This window comes from Phaeodactylibacter xiamenensis, from assembly GCF_965229835.1.
GTDB classification, from domain to species: domain Bacteria; phylum Bacteroidota; class Bacteroidia; order Chitinophagales; family Saprospiraceae; genus Phaeodactylibacter; species Phaeodactylibacter xiamenensis.
In genome coordinates, this window is the sequence record NZ_OZ245931.1 from 6,932,128 (window position 1) to 6,948,018 (window position 15,891).

Annotated in this window: 14 protein-coding genes; 6 read left to right on the plus strand and 8 right to left on the minus strand. The window is 51.0% G+C overall.

Annotation, left to right across the window (positions count from 1 at the left end; translation table 11 throughout):
- Positions 1–161: 161 nt before the first annotated feature.
- The 4 genes from ACO08I_RS26810 to ACO08I_RS26825 all read left to right on the plus strand — a co-directional run bounded on the left by ACO08I_RS26810 (position 162) and on the right by ACO08I_RS26825 (position 4,659).
- Complete coding sequence (locus ACO08I_RS26810) at positions 162–1,505, plus strand: dihydroorotase (protein ID WP_421947654.1); 1,344 nt, start codon at positions 162–164, stop codon at positions 1,503–1,505.
- 184 nt (positions 1,506–1,689) lie between these two features.
- Positions 1,690–2,958 (plus strand): MgtC/SapB family protein, encoded by a 1,269-nt coding sequence (locus ACO08I_RS26815; protein ID WP_044223682.1) that lies wholly within the window; start codon positions 1,690–1,692, stop codon positions 2,956–2,958.
- Positions 2,959–3,040: 82 nt separating this feature from the next.
- On the plus strand, positions 3,041–3,433 hold the full coding sequence (locus ACO08I_RS26820; protein ID WP_421947655.1) for a hypothetical protein: 393 nt from the start codon (positions 3,041–3,043) through the stop codon (positions 3,431–3,433).
- A gap of 419 nt (positions 3,434–3,852) precedes the next feature.
- Entirely contained in the window at positions 3,853–4,659 is an 807-nt protein-coding gene (locus tag ACO08I_RS26825) for an HAEPLYID family protein (RefSeq protein WP_421949734.1), read from the plus strand.
- A 70-nt stretch (positions 4,660–4,729) separates the two neighbouring features.
- Here the strand turns inward: ACO08I_RS26825 and ACO08I_RS26830 are convergent, their stop codons facing one another.
- The gene (locus ACO08I_RS26830; RefSeq protein WP_421947656.1) at positions 4,730–8,128 is read right to left on the minus strand and encodes a DEAD/DEAH box helicase family protein; all 3,399 of its coding nucleotides are present in this window, start codon (positions 8,126–8,128) and stop codon (positions 4,730–4,732) included.
- 186 nt (positions 8,129–8,314) lie between these two features.
- Here ACO08I_RS26830 and ACO08I_RS26835 point away from each other — a divergent pair, with 186 nt between their 5' ends.
- Both ACO08I_RS26835 and ACO08I_RS26840 read left to right on the plus strand, forming a co-directional pair.
- Positions 8,315–9,373 carry an AAA family ATPase gene (locus tag ACO08I_RS26835; RefSeq protein ID WP_282776869.1) on the plus strand — a complete coding sequence of 353 codons (1,059 nt, stop codon included), beginning with the start codon at positions 8,315–8,317 and terminating at the stop codon, positions 9,371–9,373.
- Positions 9,370–10,182 (plus strand): hypothetical protein, encoded by an 813-nt coding sequence (locus ACO08I_RS26840; protein ID WP_282776871.1) that lies wholly within the window; start codon positions 9,370–9,372, stop codon positions 10,180–10,182. The genes ACO08I_RS26835 and ACO08I_RS26840 overlap by 4 nt, the downstream gene beginning before the upstream one ends.
- Positions 10,183–10,184: 2 nt before the next feature.
- On the opposite strand, the gene ACO08I_RS26845 is transcribed toward ACO08I_RS26840, so the two are convergent.
- The 7 genes from ACO08I_RS26845 to ACO08I_RS26875 form a co-directional block, all read right to left on the minus strand.
- Positions 10,185–10,367: a hypothetical protein gene (locus ACO08I_RS26845; RefSeq protein WP_282776872.1), complete on the minus strand. Its 183-nt coding sequence runs from the start codon at positions 10,365–10,367 to the stop codon at positions 10,185–10,187.
- Positions 10,348–10,497, minus strand: a complete 150-nt coding sequence (locus tag ACO08I_RS26850) for a hypothetical protein (RefSeq protein WP_345894614.1) — start codon at positions 10,495–10,497, stop codon at positions 10,348–10,350. Before ACO08I_RS26850 ends, ACO08I_RS26845 begins: the two co-directional genes overlap by 20 nt.
- A gap of 46 nt (positions 10,498–10,543) precedes the next feature.
- Positions 10,544–11,041: a hypothetical protein gene (locus tag ACO08I_RS26855; protein ID WP_282776874.1), complete on the minus strand. Its 498-nt coding sequence runs from the start codon at positions 11,039–11,041 to the stop codon at positions 10,544–10,546.
- 12 nt (positions 11,042–11,053) lie between these two features.
- The gene (locus tag ACO08I_RS26860; protein ID WP_282776876.1) at positions 11,054–11,407 is read right to left on the minus strand and encodes a hypothetical protein; all 354 of its coding nucleotides are present in this window, start codon (positions 11,405–11,407) and stop codon (positions 11,054–11,056) included.
- A gap of 187 nt (positions 11,408–11,594) precedes the next feature.
- Positions 11,595–12,755, minus strand: coding sequence for a restriction endonuclease subunit S (locus ACO08I_RS26865; RefSeq protein ID WP_421947657.1), 1,161 nt, complete (start codon positions 12,753–12,755; stop codon positions 11,595–11,597).
- A gap of 63 nt (positions 12,756–12,818) precedes the next feature.
- Entirely contained in the window at positions 12,819–14,408 is a 1,590-nt protein-coding gene (locus ACO08I_RS26870; RefSeq protein ID WP_421947658.1) for a type I restriction-modification system subunit M, read from the minus strand.
- Between the two features lie 187 nt (positions 14,409–14,595).
- Positions 14,596–15,837, minus strand: a complete 1,242-nt coding sequence (locus ACO08I_RS26875) for a hypothetical protein (protein ID WP_421947659.1) — start codon at positions 15,835–15,837, stop codon at positions 14,596–14,598.
- Positions 15,838–15,891 lie beyond the last annotated feature (54 nt).

Below are 15,891 nucleotides of genomic sequence, written 5' to 3' on the forward strand. Positions count from 1 at the left end.
AAGCTGGAGCAGAGCGGGAAGCTCTACCCCAGCAACCTTTGTCATACACACTGGCAGGGGAGGGGTTTGTCCCAATGTTTAGTATTTTCGTAGTTTTAGGCGGTAGCCTCAAAAGCGGGTGCCAAAATTCAAAGATCATCGAACCGAACAAAACATAAACCATGAACCAGCGGATTTTAATCAAGGGCTCAACTATCGTAAACGAAGGAAAAACAGTTATTGCGGATGTACTCTTATCAGAGGGGCGCATTGCTAAAATAGGAAAGATAGAAGCAGAGCCGGACGATAAAGTCATCGACGGCACCGGCAAGCACCTCTTCCCGGGCATTATCGACGGGCAGGTGCATTTCCGGGACCCGGGCGCAACCCACAAAGCTGATCTGCACACCGAAAGCAAGGCGGCGGTGGCCGGCGGCGTCACTTCCTTCATCGACATGCCCAACACCATCCCCAATACCCTGACGATGGAGCGCCTGAATGAGAAGTACGAGATCGCTTCCAAAAAGTCCCTGGCCAATTACTCCTTTTTCCTCGGTGTCAATGGTGACAACCTGGATGAAGTGATCAAAACCGATACCACCAAGCTGATGGGCGTTTCCGACGACGGGCTGTACTTCACCAAAAAGGGCAACCTGCTGGCGGACAACCCGGAGACGATGGAGAAGCTTTTCGCCAATTGCAAATCCATCATCGCTATCCACTCAGAGAAGGAGCAGATCGTGGAGCAAAACGAGGAAAAGTACCGGGAAATGTACGGCGATGACGTACCGGTGAAGTTCCACCCCATCATCCGCAGCACACAAGCCTGCTACGAAGCCACCGAGCGCGCCATCGGCCTGGCGGAGAAGCACGGTGCCCGCCTGCACATCCTGCACCTGACCACCGAGGCAGAAACCCACCTGTTCCGCAACGACATCCCGCTGGAAGAGAAGAAAATCACCACGGAAGTCTCCGTGCACCACCTCTGGTTTTCCGATGAGGACTACGAGCGCCTGGGCGTCCTCATCAAGTGGAACCCGGCCATCAAGACCAAAAAAGATAAGGAAGGCCTGCTGCAGGCCCTGCTCGATGACCGAATCGACCTCATAACCACCGACCACGCACCCCATACCCTGGAAGAAAAGCAGAAGCCCTACTTCCAGTCTATGTCAGGTGCGCCCATGGTACAACACACCCTCAACTGCATGCTGGAGTTCCACTATCAGGGCAAGATTTCGCTGGAGAAAATCGCCGAGAAGATGTGCCACAGCCCGGCCCGCCTCTACCGGATGTACAAGCGCGGCTACATCCGCGAAGGCTACTACGCCGACCTGACGCTAGTGGACCTGAACCAATCCTGGACGGTCGCTAAAGACAACATCCTGTACAAGTGCGGCTGGTCGCCTCTGGAAGGCACCACTTTCCACAATAAGGTCCTCAAGACTTTCGTCAATGGCAATCTGGTGTACGACGAGGGCACCTTTGCGGAGGATACTTTTGGGATGGCTATTGAGGTGGGGGAGTAAGGGCGGAGGGCATGATTCCTTTCCTTTCGGTGACACGAGGCGGCTAAATTGGGCTGTGTGAAAGCTTTTTTTCAAGTTTGCGCAGCAGCTGATAACGGATTGCATTCAAGAGTTTGACCTCCGTTTGAAACTATGGTGGTCAGAGCACCCTGGGCTATTGATACTCCCGGCAAAAAAAATGCGAATGGAACCACTGAATTTAGATATTGAACTGCTCCGGCAATTTCAATCCCTGCTAATCGTCCTGGGAATTGGGCTGTTACTAGGGCTTGAACGTGAGCAGGCTTATCAGCTAAAGGAAGGAAAGCACCTGTTTGCCGGTATCCGTACTTTTCCCATTGTCGCAGTATTAGGGTACCTTGGTGTTTTCATGGGAGCAGCCCTTTCTGTTTGGGCTTTTTTCGGGGTTCTGATGGGGGTATTCACAATTGTCGCCATTTCTTTCCTGCGGGCACAGTCTACTGTAAGCGGCACCACCACCGAGTTCTCCCTGATATTGGTATTTGTACTGGGAGGGATGGTACAATTAGGGCATGCCTATCTAAGTGTTGGTATCGCGATTGCGGTAACAGCCCTGCTTACGCTTAAAATCCGGCTCCACAATCTCGCCGGAGCACTTTCAAAGGAAGAGTTCCTGTCTATCCTTCAGTTTTTACTGGTTACCGCTCTGGTGTTGCCTCTGCTCCCGGATCAGAATATTGGACCTTATGGTTTTTTCAATGCCTACAAGACGGGACTGATCCTCTCTATCTTTCTCACTTTAAATTTTGCCGGCTATTTCCTGAGCCGGTTCTTTGCGGAACGTTCCACCTTCCTGACAGGCGTCCTGGGTGGACTAGCATCAAGCACGGCAACCGCCTGGTACTTCTCCCGCCGGGTGGGGGAAGGTAAAGGCAGCGGGAGCCGGGAAGCCGGGGCGGTTGTATTGGCATCCTCGATTATGTTTCCGCGCCTGCTGGTATGGCCCGCTTTGTTGAATTGGACGTTGTTCCTTGCACTGGCTCCCCCGATTTTGGCGCTGGGCCTGATTGGAGTGCTCATCAGTGCATACCTGTTCCGTACAGCACAGCAAGAAACGCTCTCCGCCCCCCCTGAACGGGGAAACCCCCTCAATTTTCGGGAAGCCGCGGTCTTTGCGCTGATCTATACTGCTATTCAGCTGGGCGTGGGTTATGCTTCTACTCACCTTGGCGATACCGGAGTGTACTGGGCTGCTGCTGTCTCCGGTTTTGCGGATGTGGATGCGATCACCGTATCTATGTCGGAGTACGGAAATGGACAGCAGCGCCTGGATGTGGCAGCTGTAGCCACGGTGCTGGCAGCGTTTTCCAATACACTGGTCAAGTATGGCTTTTGCTTAGCTTTTGGGAATAGCACGATGCGGAAAAAGTCAACATTAGGTTTTGGTGTGATGCTTGTGGCTGCTCTTGGGTATGCCTTTTGGATGTTGTGAAGAAAGTCGGAGGGGTGTTTATTTCCCAATCAGATAATATTACTGTCCGGATTCAGTTATCTTTGCGGCATCAATACATTCCATGATCATCAGAGAACTTAGAAATAGCAGGTTGCTCAGAGGGCTAATCGTCTTTTTGGCAGCTGTCTTCCTGAATGGGATGATAGACCCGCCTGACCTCTATTCTGATGCTGTGGCGGAAGACCTCTCTTATAATGAAATGGAGAGCGTACTGGAAGTTTTCGTGGAGCGTGTCCTGCAATACGAAGATTTTTTCAAAGAGTACGATGATGATGACGCTGGTAAAACGCTGTTGAAAAAGTATAGCAGCCTTGATGTATTGCTGTTTTCCGATAGCCTGGCCATGGCGTTTCCTGACCAATGCACCTCTAACCAATGGGCTTTGCTCAGGATGCAGCCGCCCAAGGACATCTGGCAAACGCCCCCGACCCCTCCTCCGGACTTTCCTGCCTGAACGCCGCTGTAATATGCAGCGAAGTATACTCATTCTCATTACCTCAGTTCTGCTTTGCAGCAACTGAAGGCTTTTCAATTATACTCGGAACGGAGAGGTTTGGGCGTAAGGCACAAACCCGACGCACGAGTATATGCCGACACGAAGTCATGGTTGGTCCCAAACTACTTCGTCGTCGGTATATTGCTCCATTTGGTATAGCATAAGCTGGACAGCCTGTGCTATGCCCCAACTATACAATTATGAAATATTTGATAACTCAGGCGCTACTTAGGGCTTCTCGAAAAACAAAATGCACAACTGATTTTGTTCCAAGGTCGTGCAAAATCAGCCAAAGGACGGGTTTTGCACGATGTTGGGGCAAAAGCTTTCCGAAAGTTGTGCATTTTGTTTTTGCCCCACTACTTAGTGCATGCTGCCTGCCCGTACTACTTTTTGCACAAACCCCTGCTGAGCAGGACAGCCTTTACGTTCTCGAAGTGGAAAGCGGCGGCTTGCGCCCCAAAGTCCTGCACGCTGAGCCCCTCTACATCGATCTGATCAGAGACCTGGGCGCGCGCAAGGGCGAAAAGGAATGGAACGTAGGCTTAGGCCTGACCGATAATCAGGTTTTTGACACCTACGAAGCATTGGTGGAGTACGAATGGGCCCCGGTTGACCGGCTTGGGCTGGAAGTAGAATTGCCCTTCACCTTTCATTTTCCGATAGAGGAGGGCATGTCTGCGCCCGGCAGCCGCCTGAATAGCCTGAAAATGGCTGCCCAGTACACCTTTTTGGTCAGTGAGGAGAAAAGTACCTCTATGGCCCTGGGCTACATCCATGAATTCGAATTGCCGGAATTTTCGATGTACGGAAGCACGTCTATGCTCAAAGGGCACATTTTTAACCCCTTTTTGGTGATGGCTAAGCGGTGGGGGACGCACTACCACACCCTGCTGTATACCGGCCCGGTCCTGGAGGCGATTCATGGCATGGATATGCATCAATCCTGGCAAGCCAACTTCAACTTCCATTACATGATTACCGGCACCCGGAATTTCATTGGTGTGGAGTTCAATCAGGAATTTAAGCGGGGCGATTTCGATATGGTCATCCGCCCGCAGATGCGGGTTGGGCTGGCCGACAACTTGCTGGTCGGTATTGTGGCCGGCATCCCCGTAGAACGGGAAAACCAGCGGCTGAGTACGTTTATCCGGCTGATTTATGAGCCGGGGCACCGGCATTAAGGGAGGATGTGGAGGGTAGGTGTGGGTTGCTCAGCAGTAACTGTGGCCTGCGCCTGCTCTTTTATACTGCTTACCCCGCCTCCGCATTCCGGTTGATCGCATCGATAATACGGATGATTTTCGCCCGCTCCGCATCATCATCAAAAATGCCGAAGATGCCCATGTCGTGCAGGTCGGTAAAGGGTGGTTGCATCAGCATCCGTTTTTGGATCGTGCCGTTGACCGCCAGGTAGTCGATCAGGCGGTTGAGGAAGGTCATTTGATCCGCGCGGAGTTGGCTTTGGTGGAGCAAATCTGCGAAGGCTTCCTTGGCAGCCCTGGTGTCGAGCCCCACGAGGCTGCGGATGAATGCGCCAAGGGGTTGATCGCCCAGTTCCTTTTCGAGGGCTTCCCGGGCCACCGGGTCGTCTTCAAAGAGCAGGCGCTCCAGCTCCTGTAGCTCAGCGGCTGTGATCGGTTGATTGGTGCGGAGTTTTTGGATGGCAATGTGTTCCCTGTTTTCTCTGACATAGCGTTCCACGCGCTGCCGGTAGTTGTCCATGGATTCGATACCCCGCAGCACTTCTGCCGCCTCTGTTCCGTCGATCTGATCCTTAAAGTTCGTTTCGTAGACCTTCCGTTCCCGCCGGGGGATGATGTGCAGCAGCCCGCGCAGGGCTTTGCGTATGCTTTCCAGCTCCGGCAGCGTGGCTTCCTGTAAAAAGGCAGCATCCTGCGCCCGCTGAATGTGGGGCATGGCCTTTTGTATGGCAGGGATATTGTGCATGCCGGCCAGTTGACCGGCCAGGCGCTGTATTTTGCGCAGGTAGGGTTCCTGTGCCTCATCGCCACTGATGCGCAGGGCATAAAGCTCATGCATCAGCAGGTCAAAGCGTTTGGCGGCTTCATCCGGGTCGTCCAGTTCAATGAGCGGACCAAGGGAGTTAGTAATCTGCTCAATCTCGCTGTCGCCCAGATCATTCCATTGGGCGCGGTCACGCAGTGGGTCGATTTCGCCCAGCTTCATCTGTATGCGGAAGTGGTCCCGTTGCGCATAGAGGGCACTGACGGCACTATGGCAAAAGTCAAGTTGTTCCTGCCGGAAAGTGTCGGCAGGGTCCTGCTGTTTGATCAGCTGTGCCAGTTGCAAGCGGGCCTGGAAAATACGGTGTGAGAGGCGCAGCGGCACTTTGGTTTGCAGCCCGTCCGGATTGTGCTCAAAGAACTCCAGGTTGCCACAAAAGTCGAAAATGTAGAAAAACGCCTTGTCCTCACCGGGCGCAAACAAATCAGGACACAGGCGGGTACCTCGGCCCACCATCTGCCAGTACTTGGCGCGGGAGTAGACCGGCTTGAAAAAGACCAGATTGAGCAGCTCGGGGATGTCGATGCCGGTATCGAGCATATCCACCGAAACGGCAATTTGCGGGTACTTGTTGATGTCCGAGAGGTCTTCGATAAGCTGCTGCGCAAAGCGGTCGTAATTGTCGATCACCCGGCAAAATTTGCTGCCGTACTGTGGGTACAGTTTGTCAAACCGCTGCTCGATGAGCTTGGCGTGTTTGTGGTTCTTGGCGAAAATGATACTCTTGCCCATCTTGTCCCCACCGGCTACCCGTTGCCCCTTCTGCATGAGGTGGTCAATGACTTTATCAATGGTATCATGGTTGTACAGCCAGCTGTTGATGGCGGAAGCGTCGATGTGCTCCGGGACTTCCCCGGCCTCATCCCGAAAAGTGGACTCGTATTCAGCCTGCTCTTCTTCGGAAAGGTCATTGTAGTGGATGCCCCGGCGGACAAATCCAAGGTTGACCTTTTCGCCCCGGGGCGGCACCAGATAGCCATCGCGGACGGCTTCCTCGATATCGTAGGAGAAGGTGGGGTTGCGCACTTCGCAGTCAAACAGCTCGTAGGTGTCTTTATCTGCCTGATCTTTGGGAGTAGCGGTCAGGCCCAGCAGCAGCGCGTCGAAGTACTCAAAGATGGCATTGTATTTCTGGTAAACCGAGCGGTGGGCCTCGTCCACGATAATGAGGTCGAAGTGGCCGGGCGTAAACAAACGGGCGTCTCCGCTGCGGGCACCATCTATACGGTTCATCATCGTAGGGTAGGTGGAGAAAACAAGACGGGTGTCCGTTTCTTCCTTTTCCTGCGTAAGGTCGATGGCGCTGAGGTGAGGCGTATGTTGTTTAAAAGCTTTCTTCGCCTGTTTGACCAGCGCACTGCGGTCGGCCAGGAAGAGTACCCGTTTGACCCAGTTGGCTTTGGATAGCAGCTCTACGATTGCCGCCGCCGTCCTGGTTTTGCCCGCTCCGGTTGCCATCACGATCAGTGCAGCGCGTTTGCCGCCCCGCAGTTGGCCATCGGCTTCCTTCGCAAAGGTTTCCATAACGCGCTGAATGCCTTCCATCTGATAATGGCGCCCGGCAATTTCGGTATTGGGCCTGAGTGTACGTATATCCTGTCGGCTTTGCCGCCGGTCTATAAGCAGTTGCAGTTCCTCCCGGGTCAGAAAACCGGAAATTGGGCGGGCACTGTAGAAGGTGTCATCCCAGATCCAGTTTTCGTAGCCATTGGTGAAAAAGATAATCGGCCGTTGCCCGTGCATACGCTCCAGGCAGTTGGCATAGAGTTCTGCCTGATGCTGCCCCTGATAGGCCTCTTTGCTCGTGCGCTTGGCTTCAATGACCGCCAGTGGCTTACCATTTTGGCCCCAGAGGACATAGTCGGCATTGCCCCGCCCTGTTTTGTTGACCGCCACGGGCAGGCCCTCTACCGGGTACTCCCGCACATTCGGTGCATCAATATCCCAGCCGGCTTCCCGGAGCAACACATCGATGAAGATTTCACGGGTTTCCTTTTCGCTCATTGGCGGTGGCGGCAGCACGTTGCCTGCGGCTTTATTCTGGGATTTGATGGCCTGCAGGGCTTCCAGCTGCGCTTTCAGGCGGGCGGCTTCCTCTTCGGCCTGCAGCCGGCGGCGGCGTTCCTTTTGCAGCTCCTCCACCCGTTCCTCCACCTGCAGTTGCATGCGCTCCAACTGTGCCCTGCTTTTCTCTGCCGTGCCTTTGGCGGGTATAAAGTGGTCTTCGAAGGTCGGTACCTCAGGCCGCTCTTCGCTGTACAGGCGGGCGCACCAGCCCAGGAAGCGGTGCAGGTACTTGAGCATGGCCAGCGCTTTGTACTGAGAGGTTTTGCCGGTATGCACGGCATTATTACCCTCCTTGCGGATGATGTGCAGCTCTTTGTACATGCTCGGTGGCAAAATCTCCCGGAAGGTCCGCTCGTACATACGGGAGGAGAGGGCCGTATCATAAGGCGCTTCCAACTCCTCGTCATTTTCGTACAGCCAGTTGACCATCAGCTCCAGCGTCAGGCGGCTGTAGAAGACAGAGGTAACGGGCGCGGTGATGCCGTGGGCTTCGGCCTGCTGTGCGTTTTGGAATACTTCGGGCCAGCCCTCACGGAGGAATTGGAAGTTGGAGTCCATAGATGTCCTGCTGTTTAGAGACGGGAATATAAATAAAAGTAATGGGTTGCAGAATAAAAGCCGGGAAAATGAAAGCTACGAGCGCAACTACATTAAAGGGAAGTTTGGCGCTATACCCTTTCTGGGTGATTTTAATCTAGGGTTTTGAGATAAGAGTCTGTATCTTTATGTGTCCAAATTTGGCTTATGAGAGTATCCAAGGTAGAAATAAGTAGTTTTAAAAAATTTGTCAATCAGCAATCTTTTGATTTCTGGGATCATAATCAATACGATGGTTCGGACGTAACGCTGATTGTAGGTAATAATGGATCAGGTAAGTCTTCATTGCTTCAGGCAATAGTGCTTGTGACCGCAACAGCGACCAGGGAGCATTTTTCTGCCGAATCTCTTGATTGGCCAGGCTTTGATCATAGCCATATCCAGTCAGGGAGATTTCCTCTAAATATCAAGTGTACTTACCAATTTACCGAAGAGGAAGTGGCGGCCACGAAATCTTATGCTCAGGAGCTCATAGAAAAGGGAGTGCAACTAGGGGTGCCCGCAGAAAATTTGGAAATCACCTTAGCTTATGATCACAATCGGCAAAAGGTTAATACTGATTTGGGGTCAAATGCATACTATCAGTTTAGCGGTTATCAGTTTGCAAAAAGACTAACCAAGTATGCGGAGCAGAAAAACGAACTCTTTAATCGGGTCGGGGATATATATTGGTATACAGAACAGCGAACTTCGTACAGTATCTCAAATACGTTTGATGTTGAAAAGCCTCAGCTGGATTGGATGAGGTCTTTTTTAGCGAGTGCATACTCTTTCCATATAGCTATTAAAGAAGGTAAACGCGATTTAAAGGGGGGGCAATTTGATTTTTACGATGCGCTGCACAAATTGTATAAAACTGTTTTCCCGAAACGATCCTTTGTAGGGGCTGCACCAAACTTTGACGCATTTGAGAAGGCTAGTGCGCCTGACTTTTTTTTGTACGATGGTATTAATCAGTACGAGATATCAGAAATGTCCGCTGGTGAGCGAGCTATATTTCCCATTTTGCTTGATTTTGCACGCTGGAATATCAATAACTCTATCATAATTATTGATGAGGTAGAACTTCATCTGCATCCACCACTTCAGCAAGCTTTTGTTAGGTCATTAAGTAAATTGGGAAAAAATAATCAGTTTATCTTGACCACTCATTCTGAAAGTGTGACCTCCATGTTTGAAGAAGAGCAAATAATCCGTCTGCCATGAGTGATATTATCAAAGTGTACTGCGAGGGAAAAGCAGGAAGCCACGATTTTGATATCTTGGAAAAAGTAGTAGATGGGTTAGGGGTTTTAATAGTGCCGATAGGAGGTAAACGTGGAGCGAAAAGTGCTATTCAGGTATATGAAGCTGGTGTTGCTAAATCAAAGTTTAAGATTTTCTTTCGCGATAGAGACTTCGATGCACCTGTACCAGACACAGAATCGCTCCAAAATGATGGTAGTTATGTTTATTACAGTTACAGGACAACGATAGAAAACTATTTACTGGCCTATGATTGTATAAAAGCCTACTCCGAGGGAAAGTCTTGGAACAGTGACGACCTAAAAGATCAGTACCTGCATGCTGCCAAGGATATTAAGTTTTTTCAAGCAGCCCGGCATACCTTGGGCCAAATGCGCGTACCCACTGACTTCGGCACAAATATCGTTCCAGGTAAAAGTGGAACCTTGCCGGAAGATTTATCAGAAGACTTCTGCCGCGAAATGGGGTTTGAACAAATTCAGGAGAGCATAGGCAAAATAAAAGCCTGGACAAAAGAGGAGTTTGACAGGATATTTGATGAATTTTTAGCGCTTTTTGACGATCACTTTTTTGCTGAGGAGCAGTTTTTGGTTTACTTCCAAGGCAAAGACTTTATGAAGAGTCTGTGCAAATATTTACCAGGCTTCTCCCCAAAGGATTATTACAAATATGCCAAATCGGTATTTGATTACACTAAATACCAAGATTTAGTAGAGTTAAGACAGCTTCTGGAAGCGGAGAATCGCCAGCAGTTTGATTCCGTAGAGTAGGCTTATAGTTTCTCTCCCGCTAGCTTCATCAAAAAATCTATACCTTCTTCATCTATCGCCTGCAAGAGCGCTCCGTTCTTCTTGGATTGCCAACCTTTGTCGTAAACCGTAAATACCAGAAACGCATCTGAAAAATCTTTTTTTAGCGGCGCAGGCAGGTTCTCATCAAGCAAAATGGTTGTCATGGCTATTGACGCTTAGCTGGAAAAAGTTCTCAAAAAAAGTAAGCAATTCTACCATCTGTTCCTTACGGACAGAGGGGAAGTCATACAAAAACGCCTCCAGCGTATCGCCTGCCTTCAGGTAGTCAAACAGGTTTGAAAACTACGGCATTAGGAATGGCCTATCAAGAGAAGTACCCTTATTTGTCTTTCTCTCCTGTTTCAATAATGGGGTTGCTGTCAGGTTGCTTCAGCAGGAATCTTGGGACTTTGCTTAACCCTAAACCGCCAAGAATGCCGGTTAAAAATGTAAGCCAGGGGATAAAGAACTGATCCTTGAAAAAGAGAATGAGCAGAGAAATTACGGGTACCGCAATCAGAATGATGATGAGTGCAATCCGAATAGTACGTTGATTGATAGTTGTTGATTCTATCTTTTTCAACTCTATATCCCGGGCTACGTCAAGGCGTTTATCGTGGAATTTGAATGCGTTGTCCTCATTTTTTTCCAGTAAGCTGAGCAAACTGTTCATCTGCTGCTCCGATAAGTTGCTTAGGTCTAATCCGGAATTGCCTGTACCTCCTTTTCTTAGGGCCATGACCTCTAACTCCTGCAAAATTGTTTGCATTTTCCGTTCAGGAGCCTGGGGAAGTTGCCCCTCATTTTCCTCAGAGGGGTGTTTAGGTTCATCGCTCATTTATGAAGAAGTTTAGCGGTTTAACGTAAATCGCTTTGAGCTTTTCAGATAGAATAGTTGGGTTTCATCAGCAGCTGCGGCGGTAGGCAGCTGATCTCTGTCCAAAGCATATCCGAGTGCCTTATTGAGGTATTCACCCATATAAGATAGGCGGTCTTCTAAAAAATAGGCTAATTTTTGCTCGGTGTACTTCTTCTTTAAAGCTGCCTTCAGGCTGGCTATTTCCTGTTGTGATTCCGGGTGTTGCTCCAGGTATTCATCCATGACTTCAGAAAAACGGCTGAAAGCTTCGTGAAGCACTTCTGTTTTTTCGTTGCTGAAAACCAAAGGGTTATCGACCTTGGTTTGTTTTTCTGGTTTCTTCATGTCCTGTTGCTCCTATTGTTATGGTATCACCTGCAATATAACAATTGTCAGGATTTATGAAACCCCTGAACTTATATTTTTGTTCCGCCGCTCTCGCTTTCCCCTTAAGTACGATGACTTTAGAACTTTACCCTTCCCCACTTTAACTTTGGAATTTTGGCTGCTTTACCCTTTAACCTTGCCCACCTTACCCCTCAAAAGTCCCCTGCAACACCCCACCAAACATCGCCTCCGCCGCCTCCAACTGCCGCTCCGCCAACCGCCGCTGGCCCTCTATGTTGGCCACCATGGCCGCAAAACGGGTTTGGAGGGGGAGGGGCGGGAGTGGGATTTGGAGTTTTTTTAGTTCTTTTAGATTTAGGGTTTTTTGAGCAACTCCTTTGACAACTCTGTGCATTTGGTTTTGAACAAAATCTGACTGTAGAGCACTAACTAAAAACTCGTATTTGACTATACTGTGATCCGGTTTCACATAACCTACATGTCGCTGAAACATGAACTTTTCATTGGATGCTACAGCGGCGACGTTTCCGTAAGAGCCAACTGTAGTCACTAAAATATCGCCAATCTCTATTGGCGTTCTTTTGTACAAATCTTCATGTTCTTCTATTGATATGTACTTAGAGGTTTGGAAGGAAATTGAGTTGTTTTTAACGTTAGATACAAATAGAAAAGGAATCCCTTCACTGAGGAACGTTGGAGATTGATGAGTGCCATCCGTAATTTTCTTGCTAATTTCCTCCAACTCCACCACCTCCCAACCCCGCTCATTCCGCACCGGGTCCCCAAACACCTCCAAAAACACCGAGCGCCCCAGCTCCGCATACACATCCACCAGCGCGCGGCTCTTTTGGCGCACCGCATCGGCTTTGTCCAGGCGGGCGGCCAGGCGGCGCTGCTCGGAGAGGGGCGGGAGTGGGATTTGGGTTTCTTTGATGATTTTCCCGGAAATATTAGGTTGGGCTCCGCCAACTCCTGCTTCGATAAGTTGGGGTTTAAAATAGGACAAGAAGTAGAAAAGGTAATTTTCGTCTAGTTTTTCAGAGGGAAGAATGGCAGCGCATGCTTGATTTGTAGATGCAGATATTCTCAAAATCGAACAAGCTCCGATGGTGGCTCCATAGAGGGCTACTAAGACTGTATTTTTTGGGAATAGTTTTGCCGAAGAGCTTTTCAAGCCTAACTCAGTAATGAATTCTGAGGATTCAAATATCTCTCTTCTTTTTAAATCCCCTGTTTTTACCCAAGGGATATCACCATTTGAGTAGTATTCGGGCTTTTTTCTACTGGGCGTACCTCCGGATGTGATTTTTGTAAGATTACCCAATTCCACCCTTTCCCATTTCATATTGCTGTTGTTTTGGTCCACAGATGTTCACAAATTTTTGGCACTAATGGGCGCAAATGCGGGCTAATCCAGCATTTGTTCCAGGTCCTGCATCAGCTGTGCGCGCTCGGCCTCCATTTGGCGGATGCGGGCCAGCAGCTCCTGCGGCGGGTCGTAGTCCACGGCTTCGTACTCGATCTCCTTGTAGCGGTTGATGCTGAGATCGTAGGCGTTATCGCGTATCTCCTGCACGGGCACGTAGAAGGATTGGGCGGTGCGGGGGCGTTCGGCCTCGCCTTCGGGGGTGCGCCAGCGGTGGAGGATGTCGGGGATGTTGTTCTCTTCGTGCTTTTGCACCCGGTACTCCAATACCTGCCCGTGGGGGTCGGTGAGGGTGGAGAGGTGCTCGTCCTTGGCCAGCTCGTCGGGCTGCTCCGGCATGCGTCGGCCCAGTTCGCTGCGCTTGTCGTCCAGGCTGTAGCCATCGGCCTGCATATCGTAAAACCAGACCTGATCCGTACCGCCGGAATTGGTCTTGGTGAACAGCAGTATGGCGGTGCTCACCCCGGCGTAGGGCTTGAACACCCCGGAGGGCATGCTCACCACGCCCTGCAGTTGGTGCTCCTCCACGATTGCTTCCCGTATGGCTTTATGGGCGCGGCTCGAGCCGAAGAGCACCCCATCGGGCACAATCACGGCGGCCCGCCCGCCCGGGCGCATCATCCGCAGCATTAGGGCCAGGAAGAGCAGCTCGGTCTTTTTGGTCTTGGCCACCTTGAGCAGGCTGGGCTCCACAAAGTCGTAGTCGAGGCTGCCCTTGAAGGGCGGATTGGCGAGCATCAGGCTGTAGCGGTCGGTAATGCCGGCGTTCTGTTCGCTCAGGGCGTCCACGTGCAGCAGATTGGGGCGCTCAATGCCGTGCAGCATCAGGTTCATCGCGCCGATGCGCATCATGCTGCTGTCGAATTCCAGCCCGTTGAACATCGCGCTGTTGTAGTGGGCGCGGAATTCCTTTTTGTAGAATTCGTCTTGGTGCTCCCGCCTCAGGTACTCATCGGCAGCCACGAGGAAGCCGCAGGTACCGGCCGAGGGGTCGCAGATGGTATCGGTGGGCGTGGGCAGGGTCATGTCCACCATCAGCTGTATGATGTGGCGGGGCGTGCGGAACTGCCCGTTTTGCCCGGCCGAGGCGATTTTGGACAGCAGGTACTCGTACAGGTCGCCCTTGGTATCGCGGTCGTCCATATCGAGCTTATCGATGAGCTGCACCGCCCGGTCGAGCAGGCGGGGCGTGGAGATCATAAACGTCGCCCCCTTCATGTGGTTGGCGAAAGCCGTATCCTCCGGGGCCAGCTGCTTCATATAGTCGAAGACATTGGTCTGCTCCCCATTGAGGGTGATGCCACGGGTGAAGCGGTCGATCATGGCCTCCGGGTCCAGGTTTTTGAAGCTGCTCCAGCGCAGGGGCGTGGCGGCTTCCGGGTAGATGGGGTCGGTGATCGGCATGTCGAGTTCGCTCGCCTGTTTTTCCTTGAGCAGCTGCTGTTGGTCGAGCCGCCGCAGGAAGAGCAGGTAGGTGATCTGCTCGATGACGGTGAGCGGGTTGGTGATGCCTCCGGTCCAGAAGGTTTCCCAGAGTTTGTCGACTTCGTTGCGGAGTTGTCCGGTGAGCATGCGCGGTGTTTTGGTTTGGGTGGGAAGATAGGGAATTTTGGGAAATGGGGGGTAGAGGGAGGTTGAGGCTGAGGTTTAGGGGCAGGGTTGAGGTTCAGGTCAAGATTGAGGATGAGGATGAGGATGAGGATGAGGCTGCCCGGGTTACTTTCCTGGGAGTGACAGCAAGCTGTCGGCGCTGGGTATGCTAGTGCAATGGAATAATCTTTGGTGACTGACGGTAAGCACCGGCGCGGCTCAGATTTTTTACGTGGTAATCCAATTGTCTCCTGGCTTCCGATTGATCATGGACAGGCGAACCGATCTGAACCGTCCATATTGATGCTTCCGCACCAGTACAAGGTAGCCATAGTGGCCGGCATTCAGCCAGTCGGAGGCTTTCAAAGTCAGTAGCGCGTTGGCTGGCTTCAGCAGCAGATTGAAACTGACCTTCAATGATCAGGTATCCTTGTGTGGGCAGGTTGCAGGTTGTATCGGCTGTTATTGCGGGTGGCGTAGGAGCGGGCTCCCCTGAATTACCTTCGGGTGTAGGTGCGTTTTGTGGGGGTTCGGTAGGTACAATTTCGGGGTTGGCTACCTTGGGTTGATGACTTCGGCTTTCTTTTTGGGCACCGAGTACAAATACGAAAACCAGGAAAACCAGGGTGACGGATAGCATTATTTTGGAATAGTATTTTCTCTGGGCAGGTGTTTTACGGAACCACCATATTGGCCGGTGCTTTTTGGATTGGATATGCTGGGCAATGCTACTTTCTTCCAGGTATTTTTTTAGGATTTGTTTTCCGGGGCTGTTGTTGTACCGGGGTTCGACCTCCTTTTCGATCCGCCAGCCTTTATCAGGGCGCATCACGATTAAGCCTGCACCTTCCTGTCTGCAGGCAAGGATAACCTGCTTTAGTTTATCCCTCGAGTGAATCCGGCTATCATAGGCAAAGGCAAGCCAGCGCTCATTGGCAGGATAATTGGCTAGCTGCTGCAGGGCTCTGATTCGTTGAGTGAAGAAGAGTTTCTTTTGCTTTAGTATTTGGTAGAAAATGTAACCAAGAGTGACCGTTGTTAGCACGTGTGCTATATACCAAAGTGGTTCCAGAAGCAAAGGTCTCCACAACTTGAAGAGCAATATGGAGGCGAGTAATCCGATCAGGGAAGAAACTATATAAGCAGTGGTACGGGCCCGGCCATAGTCAATGGACTTATTGAGGTCCCCTTTGCCAAGGTCGCGTTTGACTTCCAGAGAGGCCGTAACTATTTTGGAGGGTCGCTGATGGAAAACGATCAGACCATCGGCCCGGAAGGCTTTATTTTGAGTAAAGGCTTCTGATCCGGCATAAACTATTCCATTACTGCTTCGGCTTTCGTAATACTGTTTTAGGTAATTGATGACCTGTTCCTGCACGAAAGCCTCTGAGAAACTCAATTGTGGGGTCATAGGTTTGGATCGTGTTTGAACCGTTAAGATAATAAAGTAGCTGCCAGCCAACCG

Excerpts from the sequence above, each read along its gene's own strand:
- ACO08I_RS26845 (WP_282776872.1), bottom strand. The coding sequence starts at position 10,367 with ATGACAACCATTTTGCTTGATGAGAACCTGCCTGCGCCGCTAAAAAAA.
- ACO08I_RS26855 (WP_282776874.1), bottom strand. The coding sequence starts at position 11,041 with ATGAGCGATGAACCTAAACACCCCTCTGAGGAAAATGAGGGGCAACTT.
- ACO08I_RS26865 (WP_421947657.1), bottom strand. The coding sequence starts at position 12,755 with ATGAAATGGGAAAGGGTGGAATTGGGTAATCTTACAAAAATCACATCC.
- ACO08I_RS26875 (WP_421947659.1), bottom strand. The coding sequence starts at position 15,837 with ATGACCCCACAATTGAGTTTCTCAGAGGCTTTCGTGCAGGAACAGGTC.
- ACO08I_RS26860 (WP_282776876.1), bottom strand. The coding sequence starts at position 11,407 with ATGAAGAAACCAGAAAAACAAACCAAGGTCGATAACCCTTTGGTTTTC.
- ACO08I_RS26830 (WP_421947656.1), bottom strand. The coding sequence starts at position 8,128 with ATGGACTCCAACTTCCAATTCCTCCGTGAGGGCTGGCCCGAAGTATTC.
- ACO08I_RS26870 (WP_421947658.1), bottom strand. The coding sequence starts at position 14,408 with ATGCTCACCGGACAACTCCGCAACGAAGTCGACAAACTCTGGGAAACC.
- ACO08I_RS26815 (WP_044223682.1), top strand. The coding sequence starts at position 1,690 with ATGGAACCACTGAATTTAGATATTGAACTGCTCCGGCAATTTCAATCC.
- ACO08I_RS26810 (WP_421947654.1), top strand. The coding sequence starts at position 162 with ATGAACCAGCGGATTTTAATCAAGGGCTCAACTATCGTAAACGAAGGA.
- ACO08I_RS26840 (WP_282776871.1), top strand. The coding sequence starts at position 9,370 with ATGAGTGATATTATCAAAGTGTACTGCGAGGGAAAAGCAGGAAGCCAC.
- ACO08I_RS26820 (WP_421947655.1), top strand. The coding sequence starts at position 3,041 with ATGATCATCAGAGAACTTAGAAATAGCAGGTTGCTCAGAGGGCTAATC.
- ACO08I_RS26835 (WP_282776869.1), top strand. The coding sequence starts at position 8,315 with ATGAGAGTATCCAAGGTAGAAATAAGTAGTTTTAAAAAATTTGTCAAT.